11 protein-coding genes are annotated in these 13,494 nt (G+C 63.6%); all 11 read right to left on the bottom strand.

Going from position 1 to position 13,494, the window contains the following annotated elements:
* Position 1 precedes the first annotated feature (1 nt).
* The 11 genes from dctP to HY921_12230 all read right to left on the bottom strand — a co-directional run bounded on the left by dctP (position 2) and on the right by HY921_12230 (position 13,492).
* Positions 2-1,051, bottom strand: coding sequence for a TRAP transporter substrate-binding protein DctP (dctP, locus tag HY921_12280; protein ID MBI5631646.1), 1,050 nt, complete (start codon positions 1,049-1,051; stop codon positions 2-4).
* Complete coding sequence (locus HY921_12275) at positions 1,038-1,892, bottom strand: hypothetical protein (protein ID MBI5631645.1); 855 nt, start codon at positions 1,890-1,892, stop codon at positions 1,038-1,040. The genes dctP and HY921_12275 overlap by 14 nt, the downstream gene beginning before the upstream one ends.
* Entirely contained in the window at positions 1,889-2,995 is a 1,107-nt protein-coding gene (locus HY921_12270; GenBank protein MBI5631644.1) for an NAD(P)/FAD-dependent oxidoreductase, read from the bottom strand. The genes HY921_12275 and HY921_12270 overlap by 4 nt, the downstream gene beginning before the upstream one ends.
* 33 nt (positions 2,996-3,028) lie before the next feature.
* Positions 3,029-4,687 (bottom strand): BamA/TamA family outer membrane protein, encoded by a 1,659-nt coding sequence (locus tag HY921_12265; GenBank protein MBI5631643.1) that lies wholly within the window; start codon positions 4,685-4,687, stop codon positions 3,029-3,031.
* Positions 4,687-5,556 (bottom strand): methylenetetrahydrofolate reductase [NAD(P)H], encoded by an 870-nt coding sequence (metF, locus tag HY921_12260; protein MBI5631642.1) that lies wholly within the window; start codon positions 5,554-5,556, stop codon positions 4,687-4,689. Before metF ends, HY921_12265 begins: the two co-directional genes overlap by 1 nt.
* 6 nt (positions 5,557-5,562) lie before the next feature.
* A complete protein-coding gene (locus HY921_12255) occupies positions 5,563-8,376 on the bottom strand; it encodes a tetratricopeptide repeat protein (GenBank protein ID MBI5631641.1) in 2,814 nt (937 codons plus the stop codon).
* A gap of 32 nt (positions 8,377-8,408) precedes the next feature.
* Positions 8,409-9,311, bottom strand: coding sequence for a hypothetical protein (locus HY921_12250; GenBank protein MBI5631640.1), 903 nt, complete (start codon positions 9,309-9,311; stop codon positions 8,409-8,411).
* A 388-nt stretch (positions 9,312-9,699) separates the two neighbouring features.
* Entirely contained in the window at positions 9,700-10,890 is a 1,191-nt protein-coding gene (locus HY921_12245) for a transglutaminase domain-containing protein (GenBank protein ID MBI5631639.1), read from the bottom strand.
* A 10-nt stretch (positions 10,891-10,900) separates the two neighbouring features.
* A complete protein-coding gene (locus tag HY921_12240; protein MBI5631638.1) occupies positions 10,901-12,178 on the bottom strand; it encodes a glycosyltransferase family 39 protein in 1,278 nt (425 codons plus the stop codon).
* Positions 12,150-12,515 (bottom strand): BON domain-containing protein, encoded by a 366-nt coding sequence (locus tag HY921_12235; GenBank protein ID MBI5631637.1) that lies wholly within the window; start codon positions 12,513-12,515, stop codon positions 12,150-12,152. Before HY921_12235 ends, HY921_12240 begins: the two co-directional genes overlap by 29 nt.
* A complete protein-coding gene (locus HY921_12230; GenBank protein ID MBI5631636.1) occupies positions 12,512-13,492 on the bottom strand; it encodes an aldo/keto reductase in 981 nt (326 codons plus the stop codon). The genes HY921_12235 and HY921_12230 overlap by 4 nt, the downstream gene beginning before the upstream one ends.
* Positions 13,493-13,494 lie beyond the last annotated feature (2 nt).

Genomic DNA, 13,494 nt, shown 5'->3' with positions numbered 1-13,494 from the left:
TCTAGCGGCTCGTGGACTCGTTTTTCCCGTTTTTACCGGCGCGCAATTTTTCCAAGGACTTCTCCACTTTTTTAAGGAGTTGCGCCGAGTAGAGCCTGCCCGCCAGTTCCTGGCGGGCTTTCTTGCCAAGCTCTTGGTAGAGCTCGAGGGTATCGGGGGATGGCTTTCCCGAAAGAACGAGACCCTGCTTCTGCAGGGATTTGAGAGCCTGGTCGTTTTCCTCGCGGGAGAGCTGGTTTAAGCGCTTGAGGTGCTTGGCGCTGATTTCGAGGAGAGTCTTCTGCTCGGCCTCGGAGAGCTGGCCATCGAAGAACTTGTTGGAGATCAGGACGGCCCCGGTGGCGTAGGCCATGGGCACGGGATAGATGTATTTCGTCCGGGTAAACCACTGAAGGGCCAAGACCCCCATGGGCGGGCCATAAACCGCATCGATCATCCCCGTTTGCAGGGAGGACAGGACATCCACCACGGAAAGCGGTATGGGGCTCACCCCGATGGCGCCGTAAGCGGCCTGGGCGATGGGGTCGCCCTCCCACACCCACATTTTGGCCTGCTTCATGTCCTCCGGTCCCCGGATCGGCTTCTTGCTGAAGAGGTAGACAGAGCCCAGGTCCACCCAGCCCAGGAGCCGGTAGCCTCCCTTCCGGACCGCCGCCTGGAAGTCCGGGTCGAAAAGCTTGTGGACATGGTCCACTTCCTGGACGTTTTGGAAAAGCCAAGGCGAGTCGAGCACGCGCACCTCGGGGGAGATCTCGCCCAAGCCCACGCCGGTGAATCCCGCGGCGTGAAGCTGGTTGATGCGGATTTTCTTGACCACGTCCTTCTCGTCGCCGGAGACGCCTCCGGGATACATCTTCAGGGCGAGCGCGCCGCCGGTCTTCTCCCGCAGCTCGGCGTTGAGCTCGGACATCACCTTCATCCATGTCGAGCCCTCTGGAGCCAAGGTCGCGAACTTGACGTGCTTGGCCGCGGCCCGGGCCGGGCCCGCCAAGGCCTGCAGTAGGCATCCCAGAAAAAGCGCCCGCGGCAGCCTCGACTTAAAAGTAATCATCGGCCTTCTCCAAGAGAGCCTTGGCCCGGCCCTTGGCAACCTGGTCGGCGAGCCGCGCGTCGGGCAAGGAGCCTGGCGCGGCTTCCTTGATCTTTTTCAAAAGATCGGCGAAAAGCTCGCGGTCCTGGGCCGCGACCGCGTAATAGCGTGCCTCGAGCCAGTAGCCCATGAGGTAGCGGCCCTGGGTGCGGCGCCGGGCCTCCTGGAAATGGGCCTTGGCCTTGCCAAGGTTGCCTCCCAGGAGCGGCGGGCGGGAGGCGTAATAGAGCCCAAAGAAGAGGTCGGCCCCCGCGAAATTGAAGTCGGGTCCGAGCTCCAGGACCGGCTTCATGAGGGCCACGGCCTTGGGAAGCTCGGAAACGGCCTCCGGGGAATCCTTGGCCAGGTTCACGGCGTTGGCCCAGCCGAAGGCCGTCCAGAACAGGGCGGGGACGTCGGCCTTGGAGGCCGAGCCCAGGGCTTTCTCGAGGCTCTCCAGATCCATGTCCCTGAGCCGGGCCCAGTCCCTCTTGCGGGCCAGGGCCTTGAGCCCGTAGTCCCGGCCGCGCTCGTAGAGGGCCTTGGCGCGCTCGGGAGCCGAATCCTCCAGGAAAAGGAAGGCATAGCCGTTGAAGCCCTCGGCCGCGAGGAGGTTGAGGCGGGCGTTGTCTGGCTCGTTGCGCAGGAGGACTTCCAGCAGCTTGAGCTGGCCCGCCATCGCGTCCTTGGCCAGGGCTGGATCGGGCTCCTCGTAGAAAGCCCCCGCGCCCCCCTCCAATAGCGCCGCGGTCGAGCGCAGCGCCGCGCTCTTGAGGCTGCAGCCGGACAAGCCCAGAGCCGTCAATAAAAGGAAGAATCTCATTCGGCGTCATACATTAGCAAATTGGCCACTTCATCGGCGATCGCGGGGCTGGCGGTAAGCCCGGGGGAGTCGATCCCGATCAGATTCACCCAGCCGGGAAGGCCGCGGGAGGATTCCTCGGCGAGCACGAAGTCGCGGAAGCTGCCGTCATCGGAAAGCTTGGGCCGGATTCCGGCCGTGCCCGGAACCAGGTCCTCTAGACGCAGCTCCGGCAGGTAGCGCCGGGCCGCCCGCCAAAAGGACTCCTTGTGGGAGGGCTCCACCGAGTAGTCCAAGCCAGGCGTTGGGAAAGCGTTCGGGCCCAGGCGCTGCCGGCCGAGCCTATCCAAGGTAAGATGAATTCCAAGGCCGTGGGCTTCGGGAATGGGATAGACCAAGGTCTCTAGGGGAAGCTTGCGGCGCAGGTTGAAATATTCCCCCTTGAGGTAGCGCAGGCGGTACCCGGCCGCATCGGGGTCTATCCCGGCCAGGGCCGCGACCTTGTCCGCCCCGAGCCCCGCGGCGTTGACCACCGTGCGCGCCAGGATCGGCTCTGCCTCTCCCGAGACTTGGAGGCGGTAGCCGCCGCTCTCGCGCTCGACGCGCAGAAGCTCGGCCTTCCACAGAAATAAGGCGCCGCGGTCCCGGGCCTGGCCCAGGTAGAAGCGCATCAGCTCCTCCGAGTCGAAAATCCCGGACTCGGGGGACCATAGCGCCGCCGCGGCCGAGACTCCCGGGGCCAGGCGCGTGATCTCCCCCGGCTCCAGGATTCTCAAGCCCTCGACCCCGTTTTCAAGTCCGCGGCGAAGGAGGCTCTTGAGCTCGGAAACCTCCGAAGGATCGCAGGCCGCCACGAGCTTGCCCGTCTTGCGGCAGAAGAGATCGTGGCGGGAGCATAGCTCGTAGAGTTGGAGGCGGCCGCTCAGGCAGAGCCTGGCCTTGAGGCTCGAGCGCGGGTAATAGAGCCCGGCGTGGATCACCTCGGAGCTCCGGCTCGAGGTCTCAAGGCCCTGCCTTTCATGGCGTTCCAGGACCACCACTTCCCGCCCGGGGCCGGCCAGGCGCCGGGCCACGGCCAGGCCCACGGCCCCCGCGCCCACGACCGCGACGTCGACGCGGGTCATAAGGCCCTGTCAAGTAATAATATGATCATATTATTACTTGACAGGGCCTAACTTGGAGCCGGGGCCTTGGCTGATGCCGCGGCTGGTGCTGTTGAATATCTGGAAGGCCTGCTGGCCGCGCACCGAGACGACCCAGCGCGAGGGGCCCGGGCCGCGGTTCAAGGCGTAGGCCAGATCAATTCGGATCACTCCGCCGCTCTGGGAGCGCGTCGAGCTCATGCGCAGGCCGACTCCGACGTCGGACTTGAACCGCGCCAGGGAGTAGCCGCCTGCTTGGGGCAGCACCACTCCCGAGTCGAAGAAGACCACGCCCCCGAAGCGCAGGAGGTGCAGGTATTCCCCGGGGAGAAAGAATCGGTTCTCGAGGTTGAGGAGAGCCGATTTGGCTCCGGTGAAGCTGTTGTTTTTGTAGCCGCGCAGGCCGGTGTTTCCGCCCAGGACCATTTGCGCGTCGGAGTCCAGGTTGTGCCCGAAGTTGCCCTCGAGGTGCGCCACCCAGGTCTGGGCCAGGCGGTGCTGGGTCTTCCAAAACAAGTTGAGGCTGCCGTAGAGAAGGCTGTTTTCCCAGCGTCCTTGCGCGACCCTGCCGCTCATGCCCGCCTGGCCCAGCAGGAACCGACCCTCGGAGAGGGAGAGCCCTTGCTGGTCGGCGACATTGACCAGCCAACGGTCCCGGGTCGAGCCGGTGTATTCGCCTTGGAACCAAAACACGCTCGAGAGCTCGTTTCCCATGTTGAAATCCTCGACCCGCTCCATCTTGTTGATGTAGGTTTCCTTGACGTAGCGCGGCTGGACCCAGGAATAGCGCAGGGCCGGCCCGGAGAATTCGCGGTTGGCGGGCAAAGTCCCGGGCGCGGTCTGGGGCAGCTCCGAGAACCGGTCCCGCTGATATTCCCAGCCGACCTCCCCCCTTTGGACGAGCCGGGGGTCTCGCCCCAACCGCATGCCCAGGCTCGCTGAGGCCTGGCGCGAGCTCCGGAGGAATTTGGTGCTTTCCGAGGCGTTTTGGAAGAGCTGGTTCTCGGCGTTGGTGCGGGAGGCAGAGAAGGAGCCCGCGTAGGGGGTGTCCACGGAAAAGAAGGGCCTTGCGAGCTCGATTCCCACGGAGTCGCCGTGCTGGGATTGGGTATAAAAAGGAGAGAGGCGCACGCGCGAGCCCAGGAAGCGCGGATCGCTGTAGCGCAGGTCGTTGCTGATCTTGGATCCTACCTGGGAGTGTGAGAAGCCGATGGATTTTCCATAGCCCAGGAGGTTGTCCTCCGAGGCGCCGTAGGTAAAGAAGTTCTCCCCTCCCTCGGTCCCCGCGGAAACGAAGACGTTGGTGGTCCATGCGTCCTGGGTGTAGACCGCCAAGTCGAGCTTGCCGTCTGGCCGGCGCTCGGGGCGGACCTCGGCTTTCCGGAAGAATCCCAGGAAGCGCATATTGCGCTCGGACTCCAGGGCTTTAAGCTTGTCCCAGCGGTCCCCCGGCCCAAGGAGAAGCTCGCGCCGGAGCACGGATTCTTTGGAGATGAAATGGATTTTGTTGGCTATCCGGAACGGCCACCAATTCTCGCCCGGTACTCTCGGATCGAAGACGTTGAGGCGCTCCACGCGGACGTCGCTGACGGCATCCGAGGGCTGGGCCCCGGCCGCGGGGGCCCAAGACAGGGCCGCCGCCAGCCAGGCCAGCCTCCCTGTCTGACCTAGCACTATAGATTTTGACGCAGACGGGATAGGATTTCGGCGGTGGAGCGGGAGCGGTTGAGGGTGTAGAAGTGGATGCCGGGGGCACCCCCCTCCAATAGCTCGAGGCATTGGCGGCTGGCGTGCTCGATGCCGTAGGCGATGACGGCCTCTGGGTCGTTCTGGATATCCTCGAGGCGGGCGGTCATCTCCGGCGGGAGCTTCGCCTTGCACAGGTTGGTGAAGCGCTTAAGCTGGGCGTAGCCCGTCACGGGCATGATCCCCGGCACTATCGGTGCTTGGACGCCGGCCGCGCGCGCGCGGCGCACGAAGTCGAAGTAGTCCCGATTGTCGAAGAATAGCTGGGTGATGACCCAGTCGCCTCCGGCTCGCACCTTGGCGCGGAGCCTTCTCAAGTCGTCCTCCGGAGAGGAGGCCTCCGGGTGGGTCTCCGGATATCCCGCCACCGCGAGACTAAAGCCCCCCCGTCTCTTGACCGCGGCCACGAGATCCCCGGCGTAGGCAAGCTCCCGCTCTTGCGGCGGCGGGACGGCCTGGCCGTTCGGGGGGTCCCCGCGCAGGGCCACGATGTTCTCGATGCCCAATGCCTCCAGGCGGTCCAGGATTTGGATGATCTCGGCCCGGGTATGGGTGATGCAGGTAAGGTGGCAGGCCGTCTCTATTCCGATCTCGGCCTTGATGCGGCCCGCAGTCTCGACCGTTTTCTCGCGGGCCGATCCCCCCGCCCCGTAGGTCAAGGTGACGAAGGATGGGCGCAGTTCCTTGAGCCGGCGCACGCTTTGCAGGAAGCCTTCCATGTCCTCAGGGGCCTTGGGAAGGAAGAACTCAAAGGAGAATACGGGTCCGCCCTGGCGGAATAGCTCCGGAATCCTCATGGCGCGTCATTCTAGCATTCCTAGGCTGTCTTCAATAAGCCTTTGATACTCGGCGGCCATGGACGGGTCGGTGTTGGCCAGGCTCGCGATCTTGTAGTCCGCCGCCGCGTTGGCGAAGGCGCGCATGTTAACGTAGGTGGAGCCGCGGTTGCGGTAGGGGCGGTCCATGTTGGGGTTGGCGGCGATGGCACGGCTGAAGGCCTCCAAGGCCTCGGGATAGCGGCGCAGGGCGAAGAATCCGAGGCCGAGCCCGTTCAGGGTCACGGGATTGTCCGGGTCGTATTTCACCGCGAGCTCGTAATTGTCGAGAGCGCGCCTGAAGTCCTTCTGGAAGTAATAGATGTTCCCCGCGCGCAGGAAGGCCTGGCTTCCCTTGGGGTTGAGGCGTATGGCCTTGCGTATCTCCGCCAGGGCCTCCGGGTAGACCTGCTTCAAGGTCAGGATGTTGGCCAGTTGGACGTGGAGCTGGAAATCGTCTCGGTTCAGCTCCATGGCCTTGAGCGCGTCCTGCTGGGCGTCCTCGAGGGACTCGAGGGAGGCCTGGCAGAGGGCGCGTCCTGAATAGGCGTCGGCGATTGTCCCGTCCAGATCCATGGCCCTGGTGTATTCCAAGACCGCCTTGTCGTAGAGCTCCGCGTTGTGCAGGGCGTCGCCCTTGAGCACGTGCACGTAGGGGTTGGAGTCGTCGGCCTTGAGGGTCTTCTCGAGGTCCCAGATCGCGTTGTAGAAGTCGTCGTCGCGGCCCGCGGCCGGGCCGAAGCCGATCTCCGGCGAGCGCACTCCAGGGTGGAGCTGGAGGGCCACCAGGTACTCCTTGTGCGCCTGTCGGTATTGGCGCATGGCCGCGTGCGCGACCGCCTGGGCGAGATAACCCTCCGGACTTTTGAGCCCCAGGCCGACCGCGGAGTCCACGTCCTCGATCGCCTGCGGATATTCCTTGAGCGCGAGATGGGCCAGGGCCCTTTGCAGATAGGCCGGGGCGTAGGACGGGTCGGCCTCGGCGGCGCGGCCGCATTGCTCCACGGCCTTGCGAGGTTCTTTGAGGAAGCGCCGGACCTGGCAGAGGGCGGCAAGGGCCTCCGCGGAGCGGGGTGCCAGGCGCGCGGCTTGGCTGAAATCGCGCAGGGCTTTTTTGAGCTCGCCCGAGGCGGCCTCGGCTTTGCCGCGGCCGAGGAAGGCGGCGGCGCTCTTGGGGTTGAGCTCCAAGGCCTGGCTCATGGCCCGCGCCGCGGCCTCGTAGTCGTGGCTGAGCAGATGCGCTTGGCCCACGGCCTTGTAGAGCGAGGCCTGTTGGGGGTCGGCCTCGAGGGCCGTGTGGAGGTCCTCGAGGGCCCTCTTCTTGTCGCCGAGCTGCGCATAGGCCGCGGCGCGGGACTCCAAGATCCAGGAGGCGGGGACGTCCGAGGCCAACGCCGAACTCAGGGCCTCCACGGCCTTATTGAAGCGTCTGACCTTCAGATAAAGCATGCCCAGGCGCAGTTGGTATTGGGGATTGCCGGACTCAAGAGCGGCCGCGGCTTGGACGTCGCTCAAGGCCTCCTCAGGCCTTCCCGCGGCCGCGAAATAGGCGCCGCGGCGGCTGTAAGCCTCGGCGGACTTGGGATCGGCCTCGAGGGCCGCGTTGAAGTCGTCGAGGGCTTCCCGGCCTCTGTCCGCGTTGGCGTAGCAGGCCCCGCGGGCAAGCCTCAGCTCCGCATTCTTGGGCTCGAGCGCGATTCCTTCGTTGAAATCGGCCAAGGCGGCCTCTTGGCGGCCAAGGGCCAAAGAGGCCCGGCCGCGGCCGAGGAAGGCCCGGGCCTTGAGCTTGGTGGCGGGCGCCGACAAGCCTCGCCCGAAGGCCCGGGCCGCCTCCTCGAAGAGCTTCAGCGCCGCTAGGCGCTCGCCCATGACGAGGACGGCTTCCGGAGGGACCCCGGCAGCCTCCAAGGCCTTTTTGTAATCCCGCGCCGCCTCGTCCTTGCTGCCGCGCCTCCAATAGGCCTCGCCCCTGTTGTAATAGGGAGCGTAGCCCGCCATGTCCGAACGCACGGCCAAGGCGAAGTTCTTGAAGGCCTCCTCCTCAGAACCGGCGGCGATTGCCAGCGCCGCCCGGCCAAGGTAGGCGAAGGAGTAATCGGGGTTGATCTCCAAGGCCTTGCCGAAGGCCTGCGCGGCCCTCTTCTTGTCTCCCTGGAGGGCGAAGACTTCTCCCAAGAGGCCGTAGGCGGGGTAGAAATTTCGGTTGCGCCGCAGGATTTGCGTGATGTCCGCCACGCCGGCTGGATATTGGCCCAGCTCCCGGCGGGCGTAGGCCCGGTGGTAGAAATAGAGCGGGACGCCGGGATTTCGCGCGATCAAAGCGTCGAGGTCCTTCACCGCCTCGGCGGGCTTGCCGAGGGCCCGCCAGGCCCGGGCCCGGCCCTCGAGCGCCGCCGCGGACTTCTTGTCGAGGGAGAGGGCCGCGTTGAAGTTGGCCAAAGCCTCCTGGGGCTGGCCGAGGATCAGGAGCATGCTTGCCTGAAGGACGCGTTCCCCCGCGCCGAGATTGCCCAAGGAAGCGCCTTGGAGCCGGGCGAGAACTTGGCGCGCCTCGTTGGCTGACTCTTCCTGGGAGCCTAAGGCCGCCAAAGTCCGGGCGCGCAAGGCCCCCGCCTGCTCGGGATAGACGCCCATGGCGCCGGGCTCGCTTGCGGCCTTGAGGGTCCGGCTCCAGTCGCCCTTGAGGAAGAGCTCTTCCGCCCGCTGGAGGGAGGCTTTGGCTTCGAGCGAGCCCGCGGCATGAGCCGTAAGAAGGGGCCACAGAAAAGCCGCGCTTACAGCAAGCGTTTTTCGTCCGGACATGCCCTAGTAGTATAAGAGGAATTGTTACAAAATCAATATGCGCCGTTTCTTTCGTCGTGGGCCAGGCAGTTTTTCTCGGCGACCGGCATTTCTTCAAGCGCTTCGAGGGAGGAGGCCGTCAGGTCGAGAAATTCCTTTTCCTCGGCGAGCCAGGCGTATGAGTATTCCGAGCAGCGCTGGCGCACCTCCAGGGCGGAGAGGGGGCGGGCGCGGGGAATGGCCCCATGCTGGTCGAACATGTCCGGGGACTCCCCAATGACGAAGGGCTTGGGATGGGTCAGCTCGTAGTCGCCGCGCACCCAGGAGCGCAGTTTGGCTTCCTTGCTCATGAGGTTGACGAAACGGTTCTTGAGCGAGGGATGAGTGCGGCCTTCCTTTTCGATATTTTTTGCGCAGCCGAATAAGATAATGGCGCCCAGTATCCAGTCCCTGGGCTTGTAGCCCGCCCGCACCGCGAGCCGAGCTCCCAGCCAATCGGCGTGGCCCTCCACCTTCTTATCGCTCCACGGGGAGTATCCGAAATCATCATCAATCAGCTCGCCTTTGAACAAGACGGTGTTTTGAATCCAATGCCCCATTTCGTGGGAGATCGCGGCGATCAAGGCTTTTGAAGGCAATCTCAGGAGCCCTCCGTTGATCCGGATTTCTTTAAGAGATTCGATATACTTGGCGTTTATTTCGTTTTTATGCGTCAAAAAATACAAGAGGAGCTCCCCTTGGGGGAGACCGCTTCCCGCGAGCAGCTTTTTAAATATTTTTCCGCCGGCGTAGGCGTTCAGGCATTGGACCTTGGTCCAGGCTGGATCACGGACTTCATTTTTGCATGCGTCCTCGGTTGCCGGGGCCGTGAACTGTTCGGCCGACGCCGTCCCAGCAAGGCAGAAGGCCAGCGCCAAAGAAGCGGCAAGGGCGTGCCGCGAAATGCTTCTGGCCATGTCCTGGGGAGTATGGCCCGGAAACTAGAAAAATTCAAGGATGGGTGCCGCCATGTTCCCGGGCTTTGAGGGCCCAGGCCTATTCATCCCTCCGCCCCCGGGCCCCGGGGAACCCGTCCTGGGTTCCCCCCTAAAGGGGCCCCCTTCCCCACGGGGTCGTCGGGATAAATAGGCCCGAGCCCTCCAAATCGCGGTCCCAAGCAAGACCGCGGCAATTTGCTCCGTTTCCAAGCCCGCGAACTTTCGCCGGCGAAAGTTGGACTTAAAATATATTGGCAAAGGCGGCGTTTTTTATGAATCAGGTCGCCTTATCCGCCCCGGTTTGTCTCGCGGCGAAGGGCCTTTCAAAACCCCGGGAACATGGAGTGGGCGCCGGCGGCCAAAATGTCTAATGGTAACGGATGACGACGAAAGAACTTGGGCCGGGGATCCCCATCTTATTAATAGAGCGCACTTCGAAAAAGTTGTCGCCGGCAGACAGGGACCAGGGCATGGAGTTTCCGTCAAGATGCTCCCAGGCTCCTTGCCTCGATGTCCGATACGCGTAATATGAATGCCAGGCGGAGCCATTCGCCAATGAGACTATGAAGTCGGGCTTGGGAGCCCAAAGGGGCATTTTGGCCAGATATTCTTCTTCCGTCTTGATTCCCTGGGCCAGCAGCAACTCCTGCTTTGTGCCGCTGCGCTTGTTTCGATATTCGAAACTAATCAAGGTCCGATTCATGTCGGGATAGAAGTCCTCCGGCTTGCGTGTATAGACAGCATTCTCATACGGCCACCCTTGAAAGGCCAGCGCTTGGGTCTTGTCATCGAGCTGCAAAGCGAGAAGATGTTTCCTCCCAGAGAGATTGACGGTCGTTGCCACATGCCCGAAGTACCTTGCAATAAACTCCCGGTAAGTTCGGTCGAATTCGTGATCGTTGAAATCCGGATAGCGTTTTCTGAAGCTTTCGGTTACATTGAACTGGACCGCAGCGAATTTTCCTCGTCTTTTTAGATCGTATAAATCATAAAAACTCAAGAGTTCGCCATCAAAAGTGGGATAGGCACCGTTCTGGGGATCGATGAATACCCATTTCTGGAGGCTATTGGACCAAACCTCAGCGGCGACGTGCTGGCGCCCAAAGCCGCCATAGGTGAAATCATCGGAGTCGATCTCTACGGATCGAGCCGGATATCCCAACGAGCGCAGGAGCTCGGATGCGACGAGACCGTACTCGACGCAACGGTAACGCTTGGCGCGCTCGTGGACATCTTTGAGAATGTCGAGAGCTGATTCATCTTTTCTGGGCTCATTCATGCCGTCATGCTCCCACTGGGCGCTCACCCAGTCGAGAACGCGGATGATCACCTCGGGATCGTTTGCCGGCTCAAAAGCTGCCCTCTTGGCGACATAGGAGCGCAGTTTTTGGAGGGCGGAGTTGTCGGTCATGTCGAATGGATAAGAGGAAGCCCCAGGCGCAAGGAAATTATTGGTGTCGATGATTTCGATCTTTCTGAGAAGCGGCTGGTTTGCTGACATGGCGACGCAAAGCCGAGGAACGAGCAGGAATCCGATTAGGTTGATGAGCAAGATCATGATCGTGCCATTAGAAAATAGCAGATAGGATGATGCGGCGCAGCAATGGCGAGCACACCCACACGGCCAGGTTCGCTCCGGACCAGGCCCAGAGGGCGCGGGAGAAGGACTTCTCTCCCCATTTCTCGCGCAATGTCTTCAGCGCCAGGAAGGAAAGAAGGACGACGGCCGTTCCCAGCTTCTGGCGGTGACGGGATTCCCCCACGGCCACGAAGAGATGCAGGGCCGTGAGGTAGAGAACCCACGCGGCCCAGGGCCGGGCGCGGGGCTCTTTGCGGCTCATCCATATCCCGGCGAATGCGAGCGGCAAGAAAAAGACGAGGGTCGGGTCGAATCCCGGATGGAATGGATAGTAGAAGAGAGCGAGATTGATGAGGATCGCGCGCGCCAAGACCGGGAGCGGAGTTTCCTTGTAAAATTTCTTGACCGCACGGCGATAAAACTCCCCTTTCTTCAGCTCGTCCAGGGACTGGTCCGGCTCCGCGTAATTCCTGACCCCGCCTAGGCGCAGGCGCACGGTGCGCGGCACGCCCCAGGCGTAGAGGTTGAAGGAGCCCGCCGTGCCGGTGATGACGGGCCGGCCGAGGGCCCTCTGGTTGCGCAGGGCCCAGGGAAGTAAGAACATGCTGAAACTCGCCAAGATGAAAATCAAGAACCTGGCGTGTGTCGGGGTTGTTTCCGGTCTTGCGAAGTACTGGAGTGCCATCAAAATCGGCAGGAACAGCAGTACTTCCGAGCGCATCAGAAACGCCGCTCCCAGGAGAGCCCCGGCCCCGAGCGCCGTCATTTTCCCGAGGCCGCGGGAGTTTCGCGCCAGCAGCCAAAAGACCGCGGTGACGAGGAAAGTGGCGGGCGCCTCGGTGAGCAGTCGCGCGCAGGGAGAGATCAGGTCATGGTAGCAGGCGGTCGCGAGTCCGGCCGCGGCCGCCCACTTCAGCGAGCCCAGGCTTTCTCGGGCGATCAGGAATGTTAACAGGCAGGCCCCGGCCCCGAGCAGGCATTGGACGAGCTGGACCGGGAGAACCCCCCGTCCGAAAAGAGAGTAGATTCCCGCCAGGAACAGGGGATACCCCGGCGTGCGCCAGGCCAGGCCCGCCGGAATCTGGTAGCGCCCGTGGTCGAGCAGATTTACCGCGTAGAGGTGGTACTCGAGGGCGTCCCCCGCGCGCGCGGCCGGGCCCTGGCCTATCCAGGCGGCATAGGCCAAACGCGCCCCGAGCGCCAGGGCGAACACGAGCCAGGGCGCGGCTTGGGCCAGGCTAGGGAAGCTTGAGCTCGTCTTTGACATCCTTGACGCCCTTGATCGAGCGGGCCAGGGCCAGGGCGAGCCGGCGCTCCTCCTCGGTGTGCGCCAGGCCGCGCAAGGTGACCACGCTTTTGTCCACGTCCACGTTGATATGGCCGGAGCGCAGCCTGCCTTCGCCGAGAAGGGCGGCCTTGACCTTGGCGTGGATCCATTGATCGGAGACTGTTTCCCCCGCGCCGCGGTCCTTTTGCCCGGCGACGTAGCCGCCCTCCGCGGCCCCGCCCATGAAAGCCCAGAAGCAGCCGTTGAAGGCGAGGCAGAGCCCGAGCCCTCCCAGGGCTAATGCCGAGCGTGTCCGGACGCAGTTTGATATCTTCAAGTGTAGAAGTTCCGCACCCAGCGATGGGCCGCGATGGCCTCGAGCTCCCGGGGGCCGTAGTAGTCGGAGTCCGCGGCCCGGGCGTTTTTCTCCACGTGGGCCGCCTTGCGCATGCCCGGGATCACGGTCGAGACCGCGGGAAAGCTCAGGCAATACTTCAAGGCCGCCGTCGCCAAGACGGGGGCCTTTTCTCCCAGCACGGCCGGCTCCAGGGCCTGGACCCTGCGGCAGGTCTCGGCCAGGCGCTCCCCTCCGAAATAGTGGCCGCGGAAGTCCTCGGGCTCGAACCGGGTTTCGGGCCTGAGCTCCCCGGTGAGGCTTCCCTCGTCGAAGGGGCAGCGCACGACCACGGCCACCCCCTTCTCAAGGCAGAGCGGAAATAGGCGGTCCGCGGCCCTTTGATCGAAGAGGTTGAAGAGAACCTGGACCTGGTCCACCAAGCCCGATTTCACGAGCTCCAAGGCGGAGTCCGGGTCGTCGCTGTTGAGAGAGGCGCCGACGAAGCGGAGCTTGCCCTCCTTTTTGAGCCTGGCGAAGGTCTCGGCGACCTCGGGCCAGAGCGGGTCCTTGAGCCAGGCGTCGGTCCAGACGTGGAACTGCTCCAAGGTCAGGCAGTCCACGGCGAGATTGCCGAGCGAGCGCTCCACACAGAACGAGATCCAGTCCGGCGGGAAGGCCAAGGCCAGGGGCGTGCTCGGGCGCGCCGGCCACTCCATGTTGCGGGGAGGTATCTTCGTGGAGACCACAGCGCTTCGCCGCGACTCCTTGAGCGCCTTGGCGATCAGCCTCTCGGAATGCCCCCGGCCGTAGGCGTAGGCCGTGTCGAAGTAGACGATGCCGGCGTCCAAGGCCGCGCGCAGGGCCTTGAGAGACTCCGCGTCATCGGTTTTTCCCCACATGGATTTCCCGATCCCCCAACCCCCGAAGCCGATCTCGGAGACCATGAGCCCGGTCCGGCCAAGGCGCCGGCGGGGCATCG

The organism is Elusimicrobiota bacterium (assembly GCA_016218575.1).
In the GTDB taxonomy this organism is placed as follows: domain Bacteria; phylum Elusimicrobiota; class Elusimicrobia; order UBA1565; family UBA9628; genus JACRDN01.
The sequence above is the reverse complement of the archived record's forward strand: the minus strand, read 5'-3'. Positions and strand labels throughout refer to the sequence as shown.